The sequence below is a fragment of the Pseudomonas sp. FW305-E2 genome (genome assembly GCF_058782925.1).
Genome location: NZ_JBYSYE010000001.1, coordinates 99079 through 121071 on the forward strand (window position 1 = coordinate 99079; position 21993 = coordinate 121071).

25 protein-coding genes are annotated in these 21993 nt (G+C 63.0%); 16 read left to right on the forward strand and 9 right to left on the reverse strand.

Annotated elements, in window-relative coordinates; all coding sequences use genetic code 11:
- Positions 1-34: 34 nt before the first annotated feature.
- Positions 35-604, reverse strand: a complete 570-nt coding sequence (locus AC3WLP_RS00445; RefSeq protein WP_042161462.1) for a tyrosine-type recombinase/integrase — start codon at positions 602-604, stop codon at positions 35-37.
- A gap of 433 nt (positions 605-1037) precedes the next feature.
- Between AC3WLP_RS00445 and pbpG the strand changes: the two genes are divergently transcribed.
- Positions 1038-1964: a D-alanyl-D-alanine endopeptidase gene (gene pbpG / locus AC3WLP_RS00450; RefSeq protein ID WP_012051929.1), complete on the forward strand. Its 927-nt coding sequence runs from the start codon at positions 1038-1040 to the stop codon at positions 1962-1964.
- A gap of 416 nt (positions 1965-2380) precedes the next feature.
- Here pbpG and AC3WLP_RS00455 read toward each other — a convergent pair whose 3' ends face one another.
- Positions 2381-2827, reverse strand: coding sequence for a hypothetical protein (locus AC3WLP_RS00455; protein ID WP_012051928.1), 447 nt, complete (start codon positions 2825-2827; stop codon positions 2381-2383).
- 174 nt (positions 2828-3001) lie between these two features.
- Here AC3WLP_RS00455 and AC3WLP_RS00460 point away from each other — a divergent pair, with 174 nt between their 5' ends.
- The 9 genes from AC3WLP_RS00460 (at position 3002) to AC3WLP_RS00500 (ending at position 10547) form a co-directional block, all read left to right on the forward strand.
- A complete protein-coding gene (locus AC3WLP_RS00460) occupies positions 3002-4336 on the forward strand; it encodes a lysine N(6)-hydroxylase/L-ornithine N(5)-oxygenase family protein (protein ID WP_014756194.1) in 1335 nt (444 codons plus the stop codon).
- Positions 4337-4513: 177 nt separating this feature from the next.
- On the forward strand, positions 4514-5707 hold the full coding sequence (locus tag AC3WLP_RS00465; RefSeq protein WP_088512349.1) for a PepSY-associated TM helix domain-containing protein: 1194 nt from the start codon (positions 4514-4516) through the stop codon (positions 5705-5707).
- Positions 5704-6243: a PA2404 family protein gene (locus AC3WLP_RS00470; protein WP_014756192.1), complete on the forward strand. Its 540-nt coding sequence runs from the start codon at positions 5704-5706 to the stop codon at positions 6241-6243. Before AC3WLP_RS00465 ends, AC3WLP_RS00470 begins: the two co-directional genes overlap by 4 nt.
- Positions 6240-6560 carry a hypothetical protein gene (locus AC3WLP_RS00475; protein ID WP_003256211.1) on the forward strand — a complete coding sequence of 107 codons (321 nt, stop codon included), beginning with the start codon at positions 6240-6242 and terminating at the stop codon, positions 6558-6560. Before AC3WLP_RS00470 ends, AC3WLP_RS00475 begins: the two co-directional genes overlap by 4 nt.
- The gene (locus AC3WLP_RS00480) at positions 6557-7126 is read left to right on the forward strand and encodes a DUF6162 family protein (RefSeq protein ID WP_012051925.1); all 570 of its coding nucleotides are present in this window, start codon (positions 6557-6559) and stop codon (positions 7124-7126) included. Before AC3WLP_RS00475 ends, AC3WLP_RS00480 begins: the two co-directional genes overlap by 4 nt.
- Positions 7127-7142: 16 nt before the next feature.
- Complete coding sequence (locus AC3WLP_RS00485) at positions 7143-8045, forward strand: metal ABC transporter substrate-binding protein (RefSeq protein WP_014756191.1); 903 nt, start codon at positions 7143-7145, stop codon at positions 8043-8045.
- On the forward strand, positions 8042-8788 hold the full coding sequence (locus AC3WLP_RS00490) for a metal ABC transporter ATP-binding protein (RefSeq protein ID WP_012051924.1): 747 nt from the start codon (positions 8042-8044) through the stop codon (positions 8786-8788). The genes AC3WLP_RS00485 and AC3WLP_RS00490 overlap by 4 nt, the downstream gene beginning before the upstream one ends.
- On the forward strand, positions 8788-9687 hold the full coding sequence (locus AC3WLP_RS00495) for a metal ABC transporter permease (protein ID WP_003256215.1): 900 nt from the start codon (positions 8788-8790) through the stop codon (positions 9685-9687). The genes AC3WLP_RS00490 and AC3WLP_RS00495 overlap by 1 nt, the downstream gene beginning before the upstream one ends.
- Positions 9684-10547, forward strand: coding sequence for a metal ABC transporter substrate-binding protein (locus AC3WLP_RS00500; protein ID WP_014756190.1), 864 nt, complete (start codon positions 9684-9686; stop codon positions 10545-10547). Before AC3WLP_RS00495 ends, AC3WLP_RS00500 begins: the two co-directional genes overlap by 4 nt.
- 224 nt (positions 10548-10771) lie before the next feature.
- Here the strand turns inward: AC3WLP_RS00500 and AC3WLP_RS00505 are convergent, their stop codons facing one another.
- The 6 genes from AC3WLP_RS00505 to AC3WLP_RS00530 form a co-directional block, all read right to left on the reverse strand.
- The gene (locus tag AC3WLP_RS00505) at positions 10772-11824 is read right to left on the reverse strand and encodes a DUF1615 domain-containing protein (RefSeq protein ID WP_017148248.1); all 1053 of its coding nucleotides are present in this window, start codon (positions 11822-11824) and stop codon (positions 10772-10774) included.
- Between the two features lie 26 nt (positions 11825-11850).
- A complete protein-coding gene (locus AC3WLP_RS00510) occupies positions 11851-12402 on the reverse strand; it encodes an isochorismatase family protein (protein ID WP_014756188.1) in 552 nt (183 codons plus the stop codon).
- Positions 12403-12459: 57 nt separating this feature from the next.
- Positions 12460-13179: a thioesterase II family protein gene (locus tag AC3WLP_RS00515; RefSeq protein ID WP_014756187.1), complete on the reverse strand. Its 720-nt coding sequence runs from the start codon at positions 13177-13179 to the stop codon at positions 12460-12462.
- Positions 13176-13397: an MbtH family protein gene (locus AC3WLP_RS00520; RefSeq protein ID WP_003256222.1), complete on the reverse strand. Its 222-nt coding sequence runs from the start codon at positions 13395-13397 to the stop codon at positions 13176-13178. The genes AC3WLP_RS00515 and AC3WLP_RS00520 overlap by 4 nt, the downstream gene beginning before the upstream one ends.
- Positions 13398-13531: 134 nt before the next feature.
- Positions 13532-13933 carry a hypothetical protein gene (locus AC3WLP_RS00525; RefSeq protein ID WP_017148247.1) on the reverse strand — a complete coding sequence of 134 codons (402 nt, stop codon included), beginning with the start codon at positions 13931-13933 and terminating at the stop codon, positions 13532-13534.
- 26 nt (positions 13934-13959) lie between these two features.
- Positions 13960-14844 (reverse strand): LysR family transcriptional regulator, encoded by an 885-nt coding sequence (locus tag AC3WLP_RS00530; RefSeq protein ID WP_029611836.1) that lies wholly within the window; start codon positions 14842-14844, stop codon positions 13960-13962.
- A gap of 146 nt (positions 14845-14990) precedes the next feature.
- On the opposite strand from AC3WLP_RS00530, the gene AC3WLP_RS00535 reads away from it, so the two are divergent.
- A complete protein-coding gene (locus AC3WLP_RS00535; RefSeq protein ID WP_014756183.1) occupies positions 14991-16010 on the forward strand; it encodes an alpha/beta hydrolase in 1020 nt (339 codons plus the stop codon).
- A 204-nt stretch (positions 16011-16214) separates the two neighbouring features.
- On the opposite strand, the gene AC3WLP_RS00540 is transcribed toward AC3WLP_RS00535, so the two are convergent.
- Positions 16215-16508, reverse strand: coding sequence for a DUF1330 domain-containing protein (locus tag AC3WLP_RS00540; RefSeq protein WP_003256229.1), 294 nt, complete (start codon positions 16506-16508; stop codon positions 16215-16217).
- A 78-nt stretch (positions 16509-16586) separates the two neighbouring features.
- On the opposite strand from AC3WLP_RS00540, the gene ribBA reads away from it, so the two are divergent.
- The 5 genes from ribBA (at position 16587) to AC3WLP_RS00565 (ending at position 21957) form a co-directional block, all read left to right on the forward strand.
- Positions 16587-17708, forward strand: a complete 1122-nt coding sequence (gene ribBA, locus AC3WLP_RS00545; protein ID WP_012051917.1) for a bifunctional 3,4-dihydroxy-2-butanone-4-phosphate synthase/GTP cyclohydrolase II — start codon at positions 16587-16589, stop codon at positions 17706-17708.
- 330 nt (positions 17709-18038) lie between these two features.
- Positions 18039-19064 (forward strand): ABC transporter substrate-binding protein, encoded by a 1026-nt coding sequence (locus tag AC3WLP_RS00550; protein ID WP_004576593.1) that lies wholly within the window; start codon positions 18039-18041, stop codon positions 19062-19064.
- Positions 19061-19978, forward strand: coding sequence for an ABC transporter permease (locus AC3WLP_RS00555; protein ID WP_088512350.1), 918 nt, complete (start codon positions 19061-19063; stop codon positions 19976-19978). Before AC3WLP_RS00550 ends, AC3WLP_RS00555 begins: the two co-directional genes overlap by 4 nt.
- A 6-nt stretch (positions 19979-19984) precedes the next feature.
- Positions 19985-20791, forward strand: a complete 807-nt coding sequence (locus AC3WLP_RS00560) for an ABC transporter permease (RefSeq protein WP_003256236.1) — start codon at positions 19985-19987, stop codon at positions 20789-20791.
- Between the two features lie 17 nt (positions 20792-20808).
- On the forward strand, positions 20809-21957 hold the full coding sequence (locus AC3WLP_RS00565) for an ABC transporter ATP-binding protein (RefSeq protein ID WP_012051916.1): 1149 nt from the start codon (positions 20809-20811) through the stop codon (positions 21955-21957).
- Positions 21958-21993 lie beyond the last annotated feature (36 nt).

Genomic DNA, 21993 nt, shown 5'->3' on the forward strand with positions numbered 1-21993 from the left:
GCGACGGTCATACCTCGACCGTCGCTGGACGCTGTCAGACCTCCGTCTGCTCTGCCATCTCCAATGCGTCATCGACTTCAATGCCCAGGTATCGCACCGTGCTTTCAAGCTTTGTATGGCCGAGCAGGAGCTGAACTGCTCTCAAGTTCTTTGTCCTGCGATAGATCAGCGATGCCTTTGTACGTCTCATCGTGTGGGTGCCGTACATAGCAGGATCTAGCCCAATAGACTTTATCCACGCTTTGACGATTCGGGCGTACTGCCGGGTGGAGAGATGCACTGAGGCGTGTAGCCGGCTTGGGAAAAGACAATCCTCGCTGTGGAGTTGGGCTTGATGTATCCAGGCCTGTAGGGCCAGCCGCATTTGCTCTGTAATTTCAAACTGTACGGGACATTGGGTTTTCTGCTGCATCACTATCGCCCGCGATGACACGTGCTCCCCATGAGCAACGTCGCGTACGCGAAGCTTGGTCAGATCGCAGGCTCGTAGTTTGCTATCGATGGCCAGATCGAAAAGGGCTAAATCACGAGTTTCCTCCGCGATTTGGAGCCTTACGTCGAGAAAAAGACGGCTCACATCTGCCGGATCGTGGTTGAAAAGCAGGCAGTCGAGCGGACCAAGACGAAATACACCCGCACCGTAATGTTGAACAGCCGGGCTCTTGGCGCACTGGCAAGGGCCAGAGAGATCGCGCAATACCGCTCGAAGCAGAAGCGCCGCGTCTCGACGGAGTCGCCATTCATCTTCCAACCTTCTGGCTCGTCACCACGAATCCAGCGTTCATTGCTAGGTAGCTTGGGCGCTCGGTGCAGGTGCTTCTCTCGACCTACGCCAAGTGGTTGAATTCTGCCAACGATTGGACGGAACTGGCGAAGCTGGAAAAGAACGTAATGGGTACAGGATTAAATATCGTTCACCTTGCGCCCTTTAGTCATAAGGCATTCGACAGCAATTCAGCCATACTCCAAAATGCATCGGTTTTAGGGGGAAAACCCTTGCACAGCCAACGACATACCAACTTTTAGTGAGCCTCAACGTGAAAACATCCCTGTCCATCCTCAGCCTGCTGCTGTTGCTCACAGGTACCGCGACCCTTCCGTCGACTGCTGCTGCACAACCCCCGGCCCAGGTTCAACGTGACCCCTCCAAACTGCATCTGGCTTCAGGCAGCGCTCTGCTGATCGACCTGAACAGCAACCAGGAGCTGTATTCAAGCCATGCCGACCGCGTGGTGCCGATCGCTTCGGTGACCAAACTGATGACGGCGATGGTGGTGCTGGATGCCAAGTTGCCCATGGATGAAATGCTCACCATGACCATTGCCAACAACCCGGAGATGAAAGGTGTGTACTCGCGCGTGCGCCTGGGCAGCCAGCTGGACCGCCGCGAAACCCTGCTGATTACCCTGATGTCGTCGGAAAACCGTGCGGCCAATAGCCTGGCCAACGCCTACCCCGGCGGCTATCCGGCGTTCATCAAGGCAATGAATGCCAAAGCCCGCAGCCTGGGAATGGCCCACACCCGCTATGTTGAGCCGACTGGCCTGTCGACGCAGAACGTATCCACTGCCCGCGACCTGGCCAAGCTGCTGATGGCCTCGCGCAAGTACCCCATGCTGAGCGAGCTGTCGACCACCCGCGAAAAGACCGTCGCCTTCCGCAAGCCCAACTACACCCTGGGCTTCCGTAACACCGACCACCTGGTGAACAAAAGCAACTGGGATATCAAGCTGACCAAGACCGGCTTCACCAACGAGGCCGGGCACTGCCTGGTATTGCTGACTCGCATGGATAACCGCCCGGTGGCCATGGTCATTCTCGATGCCTTCGGCAAGTACACCCACTTCGCCGATGCCAGCCGCATGCGTCAATGGCTGGAAACCGGTGCCGCCAAGCCGGCACCGGCAGTGGCCATGCAGTACAAGGCCGACCGGCAGAACAAGGGGCGGTTGGCGGCCGAATGACCGCCATTTCCTGGCGCGTGCGGGCTTGTTGGCGAAACAGACAACGCGGTGGATAGCACGGGCTTCGCCCGTGTTCGCGGGTAAACCCGCGCCTAAGACGGCCTGCGCCCGATCACCAATGTGTGTCCACCCTCGATAGGCGTAGGAGCGGGTTTACCCGCGAATACGGTAGCGGCGGCAACGGTGAACGGCGGGTGGAAATTGGCCAGCAGGCCCGGCCCTTTCGCGGGTGAACCCGCTCCTACACGACGGCCTGTGCCCAATCACCCATGTATGTCCACCCTCGATAGGTGTAGGAGCGGGTTTACCCGCGAATACGGTCGCGGCGGCAACGGTGAACGGCAGGTGGAAATTGGCCAGCAGGGCCGGCCCATTCGCGGGTAAACCCGCTCCTACAGCGGCCTGTGCATGTCCAGTCAGGCCGTAGCGCTGACCATCCCGCCCGCACTGCTGCCGCCCTCTTGCTGCAACAGTTCCAGCAACTGCGCCGTGGCCGCCATGATCTGCCCATTGAGGGTAGCAATGCTCGCCTGCTTGGCACCAACCGCTGCTGCTTTCGCAGCCTCGTCCATCTTGCTGTTCTGCAATGCAGCCAACTGTTTCTGTTCCTCTGCCAATTGCTTCTGCAGATCCTTGATCAGTTGACGCAGCTCGCTCACAGCCCCCGACTCGCCACTGCCTTCTGCGTCGGTGGATTGCGCCTGGCTACCCGCCGACACCTTCATGCTGTCACTGCTGATGCTCAACGGCCCCACCGCCTCATCGGCCTGTTTCGCCTGTTCACGCTCGGTTGCTGCGTTCGCGCTCAGCGTCTGCGCTGAAACACCATTGATCATCAGGTTGCTTGCCGTGATACCGCTCATGTCGATTCCCTGCCTGAAAAATTGGTCCTTGCCGTAACCAACACATCGGCCGCCTCACGCTGTTCTTTAGCCCGCTTAAATTCCCCCTCGGCTGGCTCGTTCCAACTCATGTACTTGCGCAGGAGCCGGAGCCCCGGCGGGCGTCCATATTCGACCATTCAGGGAATCGCAGCCATGAGCCAGTCTTCACAGCAGGAAACCATCAAAGACATGATCGGCGTGGGCTTCGGCCCCTCCAACCTGGCCTTGGCCATCGCCCTGGAAGAACTCGCCGAATCCCGGGGCCATGCACTCGACGCACTGTTCATCGACAAGCAGCAAGACTACCACTGGCACGGCGAGACCTTGGCTACCCAGAGCGAGTTGCAGATCTCGTTCCTCAAGGACCTGGTGTCGCTGCGTACCCCAACCAGCCCTTACAGCTTCGTCAACTACCTGCACCAGAAGCAGCGCCTGGCCGACTTCATCAACCTCGGCACCTTTTACCCCTGCCGCCTGGAGTACAACGACTACCTGCGCTGGGCCGCCGAGCATTTCGCCTCCCAGGCGGTGTATGGGCAGGAAGTGTTGCGCATCGAACCGCACATGCATGCAGGCCGGGTCCAACACCTGTGCGTGATCACGCGTGACAAACAAGGCCGCGAATACAGCCGCGCCACCCGCTCAGTGGTGGTGGGCAGCGGTGGCACGCCGAAAATCCCGGAAAACTTCGGCGCCTTCAAGGATGACCTGCGAGTCTTCCACCACTCGCAGTACCTGAGCAGCCTGACCAAACTGCCGTGCACGGCTGGCAAACCCATGCGCATTGCCGTGATCGGCTCAGGCCAGAGCGCCGCCGAGGCGTTCATCGACCTCAACGACAGCTACCCGTCAGTCAAGGTCGACATGATTCTGCGCGGCTCGGCCCTCAAGCCCGCCGACGACAGCCCCTTCGTCAACGAGATCTTCTCGCCCGACTATACCGACCTGGTCTACAACGAACCGGCCGAACAGCGCAGCAAACTGCTGGGCGAATACCACAACACCAACTACTCGGTGGTCGACCTCAACCTGATCGAGCGCATCTACGGCATACTCTACCGGCAGAAGGTTGCCCATCAGCACCGCCACAACGTGCTGTGCCGGCGCCAGGTGGAAGCGGTGGTGGCCACCCGCGAAGGCCTGGAACTGACCCTGCGCGACCTCGCCACCGGCCAGCAGCAAACCCACCGCTACGATGCCGTTATCCTCGCCACCGGTTACGAGCGCCGCTCGCACCGCGAATTGCTCGCGCCGCTGGCCGATTACCTGGAGGACTTCAGCGTCGACCGCAACTACCGCGTACTGGCCAGCCCGGACCTGCAAGCCTCGGTGTACCTGCAGGGCTTCTGCGAAAACAGCCACGGCCTGAGTGACACCCTGCTTTCGGTCCTGCCGGCACGCGCTGCGGAAATTGGCCGAGCGCTGTACCAGGACCTGGAGCAGTTGCACGAAAAGCCCCAAGCAGCCGTGGCACTGACCCGCGCCTGACCCCTCTCTACAACCAGCCATCAAGGCCGGACTGGTGCCTCGTGCGCAGTCCGGTGTTTGTGCTTTGAAACATTTGCTTTCATTTTAACCTGCAGGTTTTCGATTCTCATTCGTCCTTATCAGTACAGCACTCTTTGGTTGGCACACGCTCGACCACCCATAGCAGAAGACCGTCTGATGGCCCAAACACCGAAAAAATCCAAATCCAAGCTGTGGTTCCTGGTCCACAGCTGGCTCGCCTTGCCGATCTGGTTCTTTGTCCTGATCGTCTGCTTCACCGGCATGCTCGCCGTGGTCAGCCAGGAAATCGTCTGGCTCGCCGATCCGGCTGTGCGCGCCAACAAGCCAGACGCAGACACCGAGCGCATGAGCTTTCAGCAGGTACTGGAGGCCTTGAACAAGGCCGAGCCGGACATGGTGGTGGAACGCCTGAGCCAGCCAGATGGTTCGCACTTCGCGGTGAAAGCCAATGTCACACTGCCTGACGGCACCCGCCCGACGCTGTATGTAAACCCCTACACCGGAACCATTCAGGGCAAGACCCCGGACTTCAACTTCGAAGCCTTCACCCGCGCCCTGCACGGCTGGTGGCTGGTGCCGTTCACCAACGGTTTCAGCTGGGGCTGGTACCTGGTCTCGCTGCTCGGCCTGCCGATGCTCGCCTCGCTGGTCACCGGCCTGGTGGTTTACAAGAAGTTCTGGAGAGGCTTTTTCAAACCCGTGCGTACCGGCCATGGTTCGCGAATTTTCTGGGGTGACCTGCACCGTCTGTCCGGGGTGTGGTCAATCTGGTTCATTGCGGTCATTTCCGTCACCGGCACCTGGTTCCTGATCCAGGCGATCCTGTCCGACAACCACATCACCCTTTCCAGCCAGCCCATCGTGCCGGTGATCGCCCGTGAGGAAGTGCCACAAACGCCAGATGGCAGCCCCGCCTCGCGCATCGACCTGGATGAGGCGGCACGCCTTGCCGGGCTGGCGATCCCGGGGCTGGAAGTGACCTCCATCTCGCTCCCCGCCACTGCCTACAGCCACGTCATGCTGTCTGGCCCGGGCTGGTACCCGTTGATGTTCCAGAGTGCGTCGGTAAATCCGTACACACGCAATGTCGACAGCCAGTTCCTGATCCGCGACCGTTCGGCCCTGGAGTTCGTCACCGAGTCCATGCGCCCGCTGCACACCGGCGACTTTGGCGGTTTGCCGATCAAGCTGGTGTGGTTCTTCTTCGGCCTGATCCTCACCCTGATGGTGCTCAGCGGCCTGCTGATCTGGGCCAAGCGCACCGCCCAGGCCACCGCCGCGGCCCTCAAGCGCAGCGAGCGCGCTCCGCGTGCAGTACACAGTGAAACCACCGTGGAGATCCATTCATGAGCCAGGCCCAGGCCGTGCCCGCCAGCCCGCTGAAGCAGCTTTGGCTGAAGTGGCGTTTTCACCTGAACATCCTGCTGATCCTGATCCCGCTGGGCTTCATGCCCAAGTACTTCGCCGACGCCCGGCTGTTCCGCGGCGACGCTGGCCTTGGCGCCAACGTGATCAGTGACATCCAGGTCGGCCCTTACAGCCTCGACCTTGCTGAACTGCGTGACGAGGCGCCACACGCCGACGGCCCCGCCGGCTACTTCAAATCGTTCAATGCATCGCTGTGCAAGGCCTGCATAAAAAACGTCAAGGCAGCCTACCTGCGCATCGGCAAGCCAAGAAGCCTGCGCGCCGCCGGCACCATTTTCTTCGGCGCACCTTACAACATGGGCACCTCGTTGCCGATTCCGCCGCGTACCAAACCCGACGCGCACATCTGGATCACCCTGGAAGGCTGGGACGGCAGCATGCACCAGGCGTCGATCCCCCTGGCCAAGGCATCGCCAGCCACTGTGGCATGGCTCGAGAAACAAGGAGAAAACAAATGAATCACCGGATGCGCACCCTGGCGCTGCCCTTGCTGGTACTGGTCGCCGGCCCTGCGCTGGCGCACAACCCGATGTGCGAATGCGAAGAACTGGCCAGCGGTCAGGTCAAGTGCACCGGCGGTTTCTCGGACGGCAGCGGTGCCCCCGGAGTGACCCTGGACGTGATTGGTTATGACGAACAGGTGCTGGTCGGCGGCAAGCTTGGCGACGACTCGACGCTGACCTTCAAACGCCCGGACGGCGAATTCTACGTGCTGTTCGATGCTGGCCCCGGGCACGTGGTGGAAGTGGACTACGCCGATATCGCCCAGCCATGAGCCGCGCCCACGTCATTCGCCCGGCCGGTGCCGGGCACGAAACCCTGTACGTGCTGCTGGCAAGCTTGCTGATCGTGGTGCTCGCCGCCAGCGTGGTGCTGCTGCGCGGTGAGCGCGAGGACGAACAGGCCATCGCCAGCCACCAGATCGACGCCCGCCGCGACCTCACCGCCGCCGAGCAAGGCCTGTACACCGACCTGCGGGTAGCCTTCGACGAGATCCAGCTCCTGCGCGAAGAAAACGCCGTCACGCCCAGCGTAAAGGCCCTGGTCGAAGAAGGCCTGCCGCCGTTCGTGGTCGATGCCGGCAGCCAAAGCCGTGGCGGCCACCAATGGTCATGGCTGGAACCCGGCGCCTACCTGGGCCGCAGCCAGGCCCCGGAAGTGGCCGGCAGCCTGCTGCTGATCCTGCCCCCCGACAGCACAGGCCAAGCCGATATCTGGCTGCGCCGCGACAGCGCCGCCGTGATCCCGGACGACCTCGGCCAGGCCGCCCTGATCGCGGCTGGCTGGCAACAGGTGGTCAGCCACTACGACGCCGGGGTCACCCGCGAACACCGTCACTGAACCCAAGGACCCGCCCATGTTTCGCTCCGCCCTCGCCCTGCTCCTGTCCCTTGCCCTGCCGGCAATGGCCCTGGCCGATAACAGCAAGCCGCTGCGAATCGGCATCACCCTGCACCCCTACTACAGCTACGTGAGCAATATTGTCGGCGACAAGGCCGAGGTGGTTCCCCTGATTCCGGCGGGCTTCAACCCGCACGCCTACGAGCCGCGGGCCGAGGACATCAAGCGCATCGGCACGCTGGACGTGGTGGTGCTCAACGGTGTTGGCCATGACGATTTCGCAGACCGCATGATCGCCACCAGCGAAAAACCCGACATTGCCACTATCGAAGCCAATCAGAACGTGCCGCTGCTGGCGGCCACTGGCATCGCCGCGCGCGGTGCCGGCAAGGTGGTCAACCCGCACACCTTTCTGTCGATCAGCACCACCATCGCCCAAGTGAACAACATCGCCCGTGAACTGGGCAAGCTCGACCCGGACAACGCCAAGTTGTACACGCAAAACGCCCGTGCCTACGCCAAGCGCCTGCGCGCCCTGCGTGCCGAAGCCCTGGCCAAGGTCACCGAAGCCCCTGGCGCAACGTTCCGGGTCGCCACCATCCATGCTGCCTATGACTACCTGGTGCGCGACTTCGGTCTGGAGGTGACCGCCGTCGTCGAGCCGGCCCATGGCATCGAGCCCAGCCCGGCGCAGCTGAAAAAAACCATCGACCAGCTCAAGGTACTGGACGTGCGGGTGATCTTCTCGGAAATGGACTTCCCGTCGGCCTATGTCGAAACCATTCAGCGTGAGTCCGGCGTACGCCTGTATCCGTTGACGCATATCTCCTACGGCGATTACACCAAGGACAAGTACGAGGTGGAAATGAAGCGCAACCTCGACACGGTGGTCCGCGCCATTCAGGAGAACCGCGCATGACCGCTGCCGCCAACCTGGCGACAGCCTGCGGGCCGCGCATCGAGTTCACTGGCATCGACCTGACCTTGGGGCGCACGCGTATCCTCGAACAGGTCAGTTTCAGCGTGGCAGCAGGCAGCGTGCACGCCATCGTCGGCCCCAACGGCGGCGGCAAGAGCTCGTTGATCAAGACCCTGCTCGGGCAGATGCCACACCAGGGCCAGTTGACCTTGCATTGGCCTGGTGAGCGCGAAGTGATTGGCTACGTGCCGCAGGCACTGGAGTTCGACCGCGGCCTGCCCATGACCGTGGACGACTTCATGGCCGCCATGTGCCAGCGCCGCCCGGCCTTCCTCGGCCTGTCGCGGCGCGTGAAGCCAGCCATTGATGCAGCCTTGGTTCAGGTTGGCATGCTCGACAAGCGCACGCGGCGCATGGGTGCATTGTCCGGCGGTGAGCGCCAGCGCGTGCTGCTGGCCCAAGGCCTGATCCCCGAGCCGCAGTTGCTGGTGCTGGACGAACCGATGTCGGCCCTCGATGAAGCCGGAATCCAGGTGTTCGAACAGTTATTGCAGGGCTGGCGCCAGGCCGGCACTACCGTTCTGTGGATCGAGCATGACCTGGAAGCCGTGTTGCGTCTGGCGGACCGGGTAACAGGCCTTAACCGCCAGGTGCTGTTCGATGCACCGCCTGCCCAGGCCCTGACTCCGGAGCGTCTGCTCGGTCTGTTCTCCGTTCACCCGCGTAGCGAGAGCCTTGCCTGATGAGTTTTGAAATCTTTCGCCAAACGGTCCAGGACTGGGCCACTGCCGGCTATCTGCCCGAGGCGCTGGCCTACGGCTTCGTGGTCAACGCCCTGTTGGCCGGCCTGATGATCGGCCCGGTGTTGGGCGGCCTGGGTACCTTGGTGGTGGTCAAGCGCTTTGCCTTCTTCTCCGAAGCGGTCGGCCATGCGGCGCTGACCGGCGTGGCCATCGGTATCCTGCTGGGTGAGCCCTATACCGGCCCGTACGGCAGCCTGTTCGGCTACTGCCTGCTGTTCGGCATCCTGCTCAACTTCCTGCGCAACCGTACCGGGCTGTCGCCGGACACACTGATTGGCGTGTTCCTGTCGGTGTCGCTGGCGCTGGGCGCCAGCCTGCTGCTGATGCTGGCAGGCAAGATCAACGTGCACATCCTCGAGAACGTGCTGTTCGGCTCGGTGCTGACCGTTAGCGCCCAGGACTTGCTCGTGCTGGGCATCGTCGCGGCGCTGGTGCTGGCATTGGCGCTGCCGCTGTACAACCGCATCATGCTGGCCAGTTTCAACCCGCAGCTGGCGGCTGTACGCGGGGTAGCGGTGAAGACCCTGGACTATCTGTTCGTGGTGCTGGTGACGTTGGTGACCGTGGCTGCGGTGAAGGTGATCGGGGCCATCCTGGTCGGTGCGCTGCTGGTCATCCCGGCCGCCGCCGCTCGCCTGGTCAGTCAGTCGCTCAAGGGCTTTTTCTTCCTGTCGGTGCTGATTGCCACCATCAGTACCCTGCTCGGTATTTTGCTGCCGATCGTTTTCGACCTGCCGGTGCCGTCAGGGGCCGCGATCATCCTGGTCGCCGGCATCTGCTTTGCCCTGGCCGCCCTGGCCCGCGCCCTCGTTCCCCGCCTGCAAGGAAACCCGGCATGAACTTCAAACACCTGACCCTGGCGCTGGCACTGGCCGGCCTGCCGTCCCTGTCTTTCGCCACGCAAGTGCTGACGACCCTGCCCGTCACCCACAGCCTGGCCAGCGCCCTGCTCGACGGCACTGCGGTGCAGCTTCAGCAGGCAGCACCGGCCAACCTGCCTGCCAGCCGCCAACCGTCGTATTTCAGCGGGCGTGGTGGCGCAGGCCTGCACAAGGCCGCCCAGCAGGCAGATGCGGTGATCGGGGTGCGTTCGATCTGGCGTGACGACCCGCTGTACCCGATGGCCCGACGCAGCAATATCCGCATTGTCGAGATCGATGCCGCGCGACCGGTGGATGGCGCACTGCCGGGCATTGCGGTGAACGGTGACGATGCCTATGGTGCTTACCCCTGGCTCAACCCGACCAACCTCGGACGCATGGCCGACGTGGTGGCCAATGACCTGGAGCGCCTGGCGCCGGACGACAAGGCAAAGATCCAGGGCAACCTGGCAGGGCTCAAGCGCCAATTGCTGGAGCTTTCGGCCAGCAGCCAGACGCGGCTGGCCAAAGTCGACAACCTGACGGTGGTGAGCCTGTCGGAGCGGCTGGGGTATCTGGTCAACGGGTTGAACCTGGATGCGGTCGAGCAGCCACTGCCGGTCGAATGGGATGCGGCCGCCCTCAAGGCGCTGGGGGAGAACCTGAAGGCGCAGGACGTGGCGCTGGTGCTGGACCATCGTCAGCCTGAAGCGGCAGTGGCCGAGGTGATCAAGGCGGCCGGGGCCAAGCTGGTGGTGGTGGAGAGTGACCCTGAAGATGCGATTGCGGGGCTCAAAGCCAGCGTTGACCAGGTGGTTGGGGCATTGGGCGGGCGCTGATCGGACAAGCCCGCGCGGTGGATGGCACGGGCTTCGCCCGTGTTCGCGGGCAAGCCCGCTCCTACATTGGACACGCGTCGGTGGTTGGGCACAGGCCGTCGTGTAGGAGCGGGTTTACCCGCGAAGAGGCCGGGCCTGCTGGCCAAGCTCCACCCGCCGATCACCGTTGCCGCCGCCACCGTATTCGCGTGCAAGCCCGCTCAAGGATCGCGGTTGCTGCCAGGCTAACGCTTCATGCACCGCTGATAGCGCTCATCGACCCGCCCGGCAAACCAGGCCGTGGTCAGCTTGCGGGTAATCTTCGGGCTCTTCAGCTCGATGCCCGGTAACACTGCGCGGGGTACCGGCTTGCCGGCTTTGGCATCCGCCAGGGCGAACACCCCGCTGTACAGCTTGCTGTCCTCGAACGCCAGGCTGTCGGCCTCCTCCAGCTGGCTTCGGATCTGCGGGTTACGCAGCCCCAGCTTCACCCCCAGCTTGCGCGCGGCCAGTTCAGTCGTCCCCGGCATGATCGCCCCTGGCGCCACCAGGTCGCCGTCCAGTGCCAGCTTCACCCCCGTGACCTTGCTCAATGCCGCCTGGAATGCCGCATTGCGGCTGGCGTACCAGCCCGCGTTGAAATCGGCGAAACGGTAAAGCTGGCGCTCGTAGTTGGCCGGGTAGCCCAACAGGTGGGCAATACCGAAGTACATGCCGCCGCGCCGGCTGAACACTTCCTGGCGAATCGTGCCTTCATGGCTGTAGGGGTAATCCCTCGCATGCTTTTCGGCAAAATCGATGCTGACTTGCATCGGCCCGCCGGTGTGCACCGGATTCAGCCCGCCCAGCAAGGTCTTGCCCAGCGGCACGCGAGCAACGACTTCGTCGTACAGTTCGCTCAACTGCTTTTCGCTGCGCACCGTCTGCAACCGCTGCTGGTAGCTCTTGCCGTTGCCCGACGGCGTCTTCAGCGCACCGTCGACCAGCAGTTTGGGAATATGCAGACGCGCAGCGCGGCGGTCGATCTCCTGGCGGGCGATACGCCCAAGGTTGGGCACCTGCGGGTCCGCAGTGAAGGTCGACTCCTGTTCGGTCACCGCCAGCACTGCGCACAGATTACTTTTACTGGGCGCTATGCGCTGGGCTTCGAAGGCTGCCTGGATATCGTTGGCCCAACCCTCGCGGTCCTTGACCTGGGCGGGTAACAGCCGCAGGAGCTGCGCACGGATTTTGGCCGGGTCCGCTTCGGGCGCTTCTTCCCGGCGCCCGGCACAGCCTTGCAACAGCGCCAGAGCCATCACCGAAATGGCCAGTAACCGGCCGTTCAGGGCTGTTCACCGACCAGATAGGTTTTGCTGATGTGGCGGAACTGCGGGTGCCCGGCACTGCCCATCAATTCGAACAGCACCATCTCGCGGGTCACTACCTGCGCACCGGCAACACGCATGCGCGCCAGGCCTGCGGCCTTGCTGGCCGGCGTGCGGCTGTCGCAGGCATCCTCGACCACGAACACTTGCTTGCCCAGTGCCAGCAGGCCGAGCACGGTCTGCAGCACACAAACATGGGTTTCCATGCCGCAAACGATCACCTGCTCGCGCGCCATCAAACTGGCCGGCAGGCACTCGGCAGCCACGCAGGAAAAGTGACTTTTTTCCACCACTTCAGCTGCCGGCGCTGCGGCCAGCAGTTCGGCCAGGGTATGGCCCAGGCCTTTGGGGTACTGCTCGGAAATCACCGTCGGCAGCGCCAGCTCGGCAGTCGCCGCCAGCAACCAGCGGGCCCGTGCCCGAGTGCCTTCGGGGTCGCTCATGGCACCGATCAGTTTTTCCTGGATGTCGACGACCAGCAGCGTGGCCTTGAGTGGATCGATCAGCATTGTCTGCCTCTTGCCTGGGAAAAACCCTAGCCTCCCCCAGGCAAGCGGTGACGTCAATCAGGCGGACAGCCGAAGCGGTTGCAGCGACGCGGTCAGCGCAGCGAGCACACGGTCTTCCTGCTCATGGATGAAGAAATGGCCACCCGGGAACATCTGCAGCGAGAACGCGCCTTGGGTTTCACTGCGCCATGCCCGCAGTTGCTCATCGCTGGCCCGGTCTTCCACGCCACCCAGCACATGCAGTGGGCACTGCAACGCCGGTCGCTGCCGGTAGGTGTAAGTGCCGCACAGCAGAAAATCGGCGCGCAAGGTCGGCAAGGTCAGGCTCATCAGCTCAGCGTTGGCCAGCACTTCCTCAGGCGTGCCCTGCAGCGCGCGCAACTCGCTGATCAGCTCGGCGTCGCTCTTGGGCTCGCGCCAGTTGTTGCCGTCGTAGTCCTCACGCCGGGTAGGTGCCGCGGTGCCGCAGGCGAACAAGGCCAGCGGCGCCGGGCAGCCCAATGCCTGCAGCTCATGGGCCAGCTCGAAGGCCAGCAGTGCACCCAGGCTGTGACCGAGCAACGCATAAGGAGCGCTTGCCGTCAGGCGCTGCTCGCTGGCCAGTTGCCGAGCCAGCACTTGCATGTCGGTGTGCAGCGGCTCTGCCATGCGCGCGCCCCGCCCAGGCAATTCCACCGGGCGCACCTGCAACCAGGCCGGCAGCTTGCGCCGCCAGCGGCTGTAGACCATGGCGCTGGCCCCGGAGTACGGCAGGCACAGCAGGTTCAGCACGGTCACTGGGCGGCAGCTTCGGCCATTTTCTGGCGCAGGCTCAGCGGGCGCATGTCGGTCCAGACTTCATCGATGTAGGCCAGGCAGTCCTTCTTCAAGCCGCTTTTGCCCACGGCTCGCCAGCCGTTGGGGATGGCTTTGTAGTCGGGCCAGATCGAGTATTGCTCTTCGTGGTTGACCACTACCTGGAACTGGATATCGTCGCGGTCGAAAACGGAAGTCATTGCCTGTCTCCTTAAATGATGATGCCGCTGCGCGCCTGGCGCAGGGTGGCTTTCAAGTAGACGTAGCAAGCGTTGTAAAAATTAACGGAACTGACGCGCGCCTGTGTGGGAGCGACCGGTGCTGGTATCAACGCTCAGGTATCACGCAACAGGTCATGCGTATCGAGCAACCGGAACGCAACCTGCGGATTACGCTCCAGCCCGCGCCGGATTGCCGCCGGGATAGACTGCCGGGTCTTGCGGCACAGCCCGGGTTGCTCGTCCAGTTCGATGACGATGCCGCGCATGGTCCGTACCTCGTTGTAACCGGGGGCGATGTGCACGCGGATGCCGAGGTTTTCGTACAGGCGCTGCTGCAGACGTCGAAGGTCTTCCAGGTCCCTCAGGTTTTCCAGGCGTTCGAGCAGGCGTTTTTCTTCCTGCCGGGTCAGCAAGAGGATGCGCTGGGCGGCCTGCGGATGGTCGGCCAATTGCTCGCGGCCGCAGACGCAGGCGCCAGGGGGGCAAGGTTGGCGTAAAGGAACGGGTGTACTCATAGGGCAAGCATAGCCTGTACCGACCGTCAGAGCTGCGCCAGCCGCGCACGCAGGAAGCTGACAAAACCCTGCACCGGCCGCGCCACCTGCCGGTGCTGCGGATACACCGCCGAAAGCTGCAGCGCGGGCGGGCGCCACTCATCCAGAACCGTCACCAACTGCCCCTCCGCCAACGCCTGCCCAACGATAAAGGTCGGCAGGTAAGTGACACCCATCCCAGCAATCGCAGCCCCCCGCAGCAACTCGCCATTGTTCGCCCGCATGCGCCCGGTCACCTGAATTGCCTGGGCTTTACCACCTTTGTGGAACTGCCACTGCACCTGCCGCGAATGCCCATAGGGCAGGCAGTCATGTGCGGCGAGCTCATCCGGTTTTTCCGGCACTCCCCGTGCTTGCAAATACCCCGGGCTCGCACAGTAGACCCGCTCGACACTGGCGATACGCCGGGCGATCAGGCTGGAGTCCTCCAGTGCACCAATCCGCAGCGCCAGGTCATAGCCTTCACCAATCAGGTCGACGGCGCGGTCGCTCAGGTCTACCTCTACATCAACCTGGGGGTGCAACTGCAGAAACTCGGTCAGCAGGCAACCCAGGTGCGCCATGGCAAACGACAGCGGCGCGCTGAGGCGCAAGGTGCCGCGCAGGACCTGGGCCTGGCCGCTGATGTCGTGTTCGACCTGCTGCACTTCACCCAGCAGGCGCAGGGCCGACTGGTAGTAGTGCTGCCCCAGTGGCGTGGCATCGAGGCGCCGGGTGGAGCGGTTGAGCAGGCGCACACCCAGGCGCTCTTCAAGCTGCATCAGACGCCGACTGACCGATTGCTTGGACATGCCCAGACGGTCGGCGGCAGCGGTGAAACTACCGGCCTCCATCACCTGGGCAAAGATCCGCATGTCTTCGTAAGGGTTCATTGTCTCGCTCTTGCTGACAGTCAAACACTTTATAGCGGCTTTTTCCCACGAGTGCATCTGCCTAATCTACGCACAAGTCGCAGCGACGGCCCCTCAGGCCAGGCAAGACGCCCACTACCAACACTTGCACAGAAAAGGATTCGCTTATGAACATTGTCCACAAAGCCCTCACCGCCTCCCTCCTGGCCCTGTCCGTTTCCAGTGCCTTCGCCGCAGGCAGCCCTGGTGTCGAACAACACACCCAGGCCTTCCTCGAAGCCCTGGAGAAAGGGGGTGGCAAGCCGCTGGAACAGCTCACACCAAACGACGCCCGCGCGGTACTGACCGGCGCCCAGGCCTCGGTAAAGGTCGACCTCTCGGGGATCGAAGTGAAGGAACGCACGATTCAGGCCAATGGCCAGTCAATCAAGCTGCAAGTGGTACGCCCGACTAATGTCAAAGGTGATTTGCCGGTGTTCATGTTCTTCCACGGTGGCGGCTGGGTGCTGGGCGACTTCCCGACCCACCAACGACTGATCCGCGACCTGGTGGTCGGCTCGGGTGCGGTGGCGGTCTATGTGGACTACACCCCGTCACCGGAAGCGCACTACCCGACGGCGATCAACCAGGCGTACGCCGCGACTCGCTGGGTGGCTGAACATGGCAAGGAGATCGGCGTGGATGGCAAGCGCCTGGCTGTAGCCGGCAACAGCGTTGGCGGTAACATGGCGGCGGTGGTTGCACTCAAGGCCAAAGAGGCCGGCACCCCTGCCCTGCGCTTCCAGCTGCTGCTGTGGCCGGTGACCGATGCCAGCTTCGAGACAGCATCGTACAAGCAGTTTGCCGAAGGACACTTCCTGACCACCGGGATGATGAAGTGGTTCTGGAACAACTACACCGTTGATGCAAAGGCGCGGGCGCAGATCTACGCCTCGCCGCTGCGGGCGTCCGCCGAACAGCTGAAGGGCTTGCCACCGGCCCTGGTGCAAACGGCTGAGTTCGATGTGCTTCGGGATGAAGGTGAGGCGTATGCCCGCAAGTTGAATGCGGCGGGCGTGACAGTAACCTCGGTGCGCTACAACGGAATGATTCATGACTATGGGCTGCTCAACCCGTTGAGCCAAGTGCCGGCAGTAAAGGCGGCGCTGCGGCAGGCGGGCAACGAACTTAAAGTGCATCTGCAGTGAGGCAATGAGCAATAGACCCGCCTGGGCGGGTCTTTTGCTTCTATTTGCGGAAACGGCCCGCAGGCTTCAATGAATCTGCCATCGGTGCGGCAGGTCCGGCCCTTTCGCGGGTAAACCCGCTCCTACACAGGCCACCACAAACGTCAAATTCTGTGGTGGCCTGTGTAGGAGCGGGTTACCCGCGAAAGGGCCGGCGAATCCTGCTCAGGGCTCAAACCCTTCCACAATGATCACCTCAGCCTTCGCCACCCCTTGGCGATGACTGCATGCCTCTTGGTACAGCGCGGAGCGGTAACAGGCGACGGCCTGCGCGTACGAATCGAACTCGATCACCACACTACGCTGAGGCGTAGCTCTCCCTTCCATCGCCTCGCTACGCCCGCCACGGGCCAGGAAGCGCCCGCCGAATGCCTTGAAGGCAGCCGGGGCGCGCTGGGTGTATTGCTGGTACTGCTCGGGGTCGGTCACATCCACATGGGCGATCCAGTAGGCCTTCATGTGCAGCTCTCCTGTTACGGCGATATTTGTGTATGATGGTATACCATAAAATTCACCCCACCACAGTGAGCGTGCACCATGGCTTTCAACACCATCGAGGAACTTCTCGAGGACTACCGGCAAGGCAAGATGGTCCTGCTGGTGGATGACGAGGACCGGGAAAACGAAGGCGACCTGTTGATCGCCGCCGAGCGCTGCGACGCCCAGGCCATCAACTTCATGGCCCGCGAGGCACGCGGCCTGATCTGCCTGACCTTGACCGACGATCACTGCCAGCGCCTGGGCCTGGAGCAGATGGTTCCGGCCAACGGTAGCGTGTTCAGCACCGCGTTCACCGTGTCGATCGAGGCGGCCACCGGGGTCACCACCGGCATTTCCGCCGCAGACCGGGCACGCACCGTGGCAGCGGCCATGGCCCCCAACGCCCGCCCCGAAGACCTGGTGCAACCTGGCCACATCTTCCCGCTGCGGGCACGCGAAGGCGGGGTGCTGACCCGTGCCGGCCACACCGAAGCCGGCTGCGACCTGGCACGCCTGGCCGGCTTCAGCCCGGCCTCGGTCATCGTTGAAGTGCTGAACGACGACGGCACCATGGCCCGTCGCCCCGACCTGGAAGTGTTCGCCGCCCGGCATGGCATCAAGATTGGCACCATCGCCGACCTGATCCACTACCGCCTGAGCACCGAGCAGACCATCAAGCGCATCGGCGAGCGCGAGCTACCGACCGTGCATGGCACCTTCCGCCTGGTCACCTATGAAGACCGCATCGAAGGTGGCGTGCACATGGCCATGGTCATGGGCGACATTCGCCGCGAACAGCCGACCCTGGTGCGGGTGCATGTGATTGACCCGCTGCGCGACCTGGTGGGCGCCGAGTACGCCGGCCCCGCCAACTGGACGCTGTGGGCGGCGCTGCAGAAGGTGGCTGAGGAAGGTACTGGCGTGGTGGTGATCCTGGCCAACCACGAATCCTCCCAGGCCTTGCTTGAGCGTGTGCCACAACTGACCCACCCTGTGCGGCCCTATCAACGTGGCCAGTCCAAGGTGTATTCCGAAGTGGGTACCGGGGCGCAAATTCTGCAGGACCTTGGCGTGGGCAAGCTGCGTCACCTGGGGCCACCGCTGAAATACGCGGGGCTGGCGGGCTATGAGCTGGAGGTGGTCCAGAGCATCCCGTTCGACCCGGGGATGGATGGCTGAGAACACACAAGCAATTGATTTAGCGGGGCCCTGTAGGCGCGGGTTTACCCGCGAATGCGAGGGTGGCACCACCGACGCATTCGCGGGTAAACCCGCGCCTACAGGGCCCTTGGTGCTTTTGACAGGGCGGAGTGATGGCCGGTCGCCTCATACCTCTTGCCAAAATCTTGGAATACCATAATATGATATCCCGTAGACCTTAAACCTGCAGGCCGGCACCTACAATTAAAAGCGGCCATCAGAACACTTTGTTTTAGCTGCTCCCCGAACATTATTGGCGGGCGCACCAAAAGCCCCGCCTCGAATAACAAAAGCAACGAGGGCGTAACCATGCTGTTAAGCAAACGTGTAACCGCAGTGCTGTCCGCCAGCCTGCTGACCCTGGCATGTCAGGCCGCCCAGGCCGCCGACAGCCTCAACTTCGTCAGCTGGGGCGGTACGACCCAGGACGCCCAGAAAGAAGCGTGGGCAGTACCGTTCACCAAAGCCACGAACATCAAGGTCGTGCAGGACGGTCCCACCGACTACGGCAAGCTCAAGGCCATGGTCGAGAGCGGTAACGTGCAGTGGGACGTGGTCGACGTCGAAGCCGACTTTGCCCTGCGTGCCGCCAGCGAAGGCCTGCTCGAACCCCTGGACTTCAACCAGATCAAGCGCGACAAGATCGACCCACGCTTCGTCTCTGATCATGGCGTCGGCTCATTCTTCTTCTCCTTCGTGCTCGGCTACAACGAAGGCAAGCTCGGGGCCAACAAGCCGGTGGACTGGACCGCGCTGTTCGACACCAAGGCCTACCCCGGCAAGCGAGCCCTGTACAAATGGCCCAGCCCCGGCGTGCTGGAACTGGCCCTGCTGGCCGACGGCGTAGCCCCTGACAAGCTGTACCCGCTGGACCTGGACCGCGCCTTCAAGAAGCTCGACACCATCAAGAAAGACATCGTCTGGTGGGGCGGTGGCGCCCAGTCACAGCAGTTGCTGGCCTCGGGTGAAGCCTCGCTCGGCCAGTTCTGGAATGGCCGTGTCTACGCCCTGCAGCAAGACGGTGCACCGGTGGGTGTGAGCTGGAAGCAGAACCTGGTCATGGCCGACTTCCTGGTCATCCCCAAAGGCGCCAAGAACAAGGAAGCGGCCATGAAATTCCTGGCCAACGCCAGCAGCGCCGAAGGCCAGGCCGAATTCGCCAACAAAACCGCCTATGCGCCGGTCAACGTCGACAGCGTGGCCAAGCTGGACAAGGACCTCGCGCCAAACCTGCCAACTGCCTACGCCCAGGACCAGGTCACCCTCGACTTCGCCTACTGGGCCAAGAACGGTCAAGCTATCGCGGCCCGCTGGAATGAGTGGTTGGTCAAATGAAAGTCGCCATCAACGCCCTGCAAAACGCGCAAGGTGCCCCCACGGGCGCCGGCGCCCCGGGCACCGCACCGCGCCGTGCCAGCCTGAGCCAGCGCTGGAAAGGCAGCCGCAACCTGCTGCCCGCCCTGCTGTTCCTTGGCCTGTTCTTCTTCGCCCCGCTGGTCGGCCTGTTGCTGCGCGGGGTGCTGGAGCCAACGCCAGGGCTGGGTAACTACGAGCAGCTGTTCGCCAACTCGGCCTATGCACGGGTGCTGTTCAACACCTTCTCGGTGGCCGGCGTGGTTACCCTGATCAGCGTGCTGCTGGGCTTCCCGCTGGCCTGGGCAATCACCCTGGTGCCCAAGGGGTGGGGCCGCTGGCTGCTGAACATCGTGCTGCTGTCGCTGTGGACCAGTCTGCTGGCGCGCACCTACTCGTGGCTGGTGCTGCTGCAGAGCTCGGGCGTGATCAACAAGGCGTTGATGGCCATGGGCATCATCGATGCCCCGCTGGAAATGGTGCACAACCTCACCGGCGTGGTCATCGGCATGAGCTACATCATGATCCCGTTCATCGTGCTGCCACTGCAGGCGACCATGCACGCCATCGACCCGATGGTGCTGCAGGCAGGTTCGATCTGTGGTGCCAGCCCGTGGACCAACTTCTGGAAGGTGTTCCTGCCGCTGTGCCGCTCGGGGCTGTTCTCCGGGGCGCTGATGGTGTTCGTGATGTCGCTCGGTTACTACGTCACCCCGGCGCTGCTGGGGGGCGCGCAGAACATGATGCTGCCTGAATTCATCATCCAGCAGGTGCAGTCGTTCCTCAACTGGGGCCTGGCCAGCGCCGCTGCCGCACTGCTGGTGGCGATCACCCTGGTGCTCTTCTACCTGTACCTGAAGCTGCAGCCGGAATCCCCGGTTGGCAACGCGAGGTAAACCGCCATGCTCCTGTCTCCCAATGCCATGGGCCGCCCGCTGCGTACGGGCCTGTACCTGACCACCGGGGTCATCGCGGCCTTCCTGCTGCTGCCGGTGGTCTTCATTGTGTTGCTGTCATTCGGCTCGTCACAGTGGCTGGTGTTCCCGCCACCGGGCTGGACCTTCAAGTGGTACGGCCAGTTCTTCTCCAACCCGGAGTGGATGGACGCCGCACTGGCCAGCCTGAAGGTGGCCGTGCTGACCACCATCGCCGCCGTGTTGCTGGGCCTGCCCAGCGCATTCGCCCTGGTGCGTGGCCGCTTCCCGGGCCGCGAGCTGCTGTACGGGCTGTTTACCATGCCGATGATCGTGCCACTGGTGATCATTGCCGTGGCGGTATACGCACTGTTCCTCAAGCTAGGTTACACCGGCACGCTGTTCGCCTTCGTGGTCAGCCACGTGATCGTCGCCCTGCCGTTCACGATCATCTCGATCATCAACTCGCTGAAGCTGTTCGACCAGTCGATCGAAGATGCTGCGGTGATCTGCGGTGCATCACGCCTGCAGGCCATTTTCAAGGTCACGTTCCCGGCCATCCGCCCCGGCATGATCGCCGGTGGCCTGTTCGCTTTCCTGGTGTCCTGGGATGAGGTGGTGCTGAGCGTGATGATGGCCAGCCCCGACCTGCAGACCCTGCCAGTGAAGATGTGGACCACCTTGCGCCAGGACCTTAGCCCGGTCATCGCCGTGGCTTCGACCTTGCTGATCGGCCTGTCGTTGCTGGTCATGTTCATTGCCGCCGCCTTGCGCCGGCGCACCGAAAACGCCTGAGCGCGGAGAAAACAACAATGAGTGCAGTGATCAAAGACAACGCGCACGGCAAAACCCTGGTCAGCCTGCGCGGCCTGAACAAGCACTACGGCGACTTCACCGCCGTGGACAACCTCAACCTGGAGATCCAGGACGGCGAGTTCCTGACCTTCCTCGGTTCCAGCGGCTCGGGCAAGTCCACCACCCTGTCGATGCTGGCCGGCTTCGAAACACCCAGCAGCGGCGAGATCCTGGTCGACGGCCAGTCGTTGGTCAATGTGCCGCCGCACAAGCGCGATATCGGCATGGTGTTCCAGCGCTATTCGCTGTTCCCGCACCTGAATGTGCGTGACAACATCGCCTTCCCACTGGCCATTCGCAAACTCGGCGCTGCCGAAACCGCCAAGCGCGTCGACGCCATGCTCAAGCTGGTGCAACTGGAGCCGTTCGCGCACCGCAAACCCTCGCAAATGTCGGGCGGCCAGCAGCAGCGCGTGGCGATTGCCCGGGCGCTGGTGTACGAGCCGCGCATCCTGCTGATGGACGAGCCGCTCGGCGCGCTGGACAAGAAGCTGCGTGAAGACCTGCAGGACGAACTGCGCCAGCTGCACCGCCGCCTGGGCATTACCATTGTCTACGTGACCCACGACCAGGAAGAGGCCATGCGCCTGTCGCAGCGCATCGCCATCTTCAGCCACGGCAAGATCGTCGGCCTGGGCACCGGGTACGACTTGTACCAGAATCCGCCGAATGCCTTTGTTGCGTCGTTCCTGGGCAACTCCAACTTCCTGCGGATCAAGGCCAGCAGCAATGGCGCAGGCAGCTTCGAGGGCCAACCAGTGGCCATCCGCCTCACCCCAGGCCTGGCCGCCGAGCAGGATGCGCTGATCATGGTGCGTCCGGAAAAAGCCCTGGCCCTGACCGCCGAACAAGCGGCGCGCGAGCCATTGCCGGCGGGCTGGAACGAGGTCAGTGCCAAGGTGGGCGAAGTGCTGTTCCTGGGTGAAAGCCAGACCTGTCATGTGGTGACTGCAGGGGGTACCGAGCTGACGGTGAAGGCCCTGTCGGCCGCGGGCATGCCGATGCAGCCGGGCGACAGCGTGAAGGTGCGTTGGGCAGTGGCCGACGCTTGCATTTATACCGAATGGGCCGAGAGCGACCTGAGCAAGTCGGCCGGGGCACATTAACCTCTTCAGCGTTGCAGCGCCTGCCAGATCGAGCGT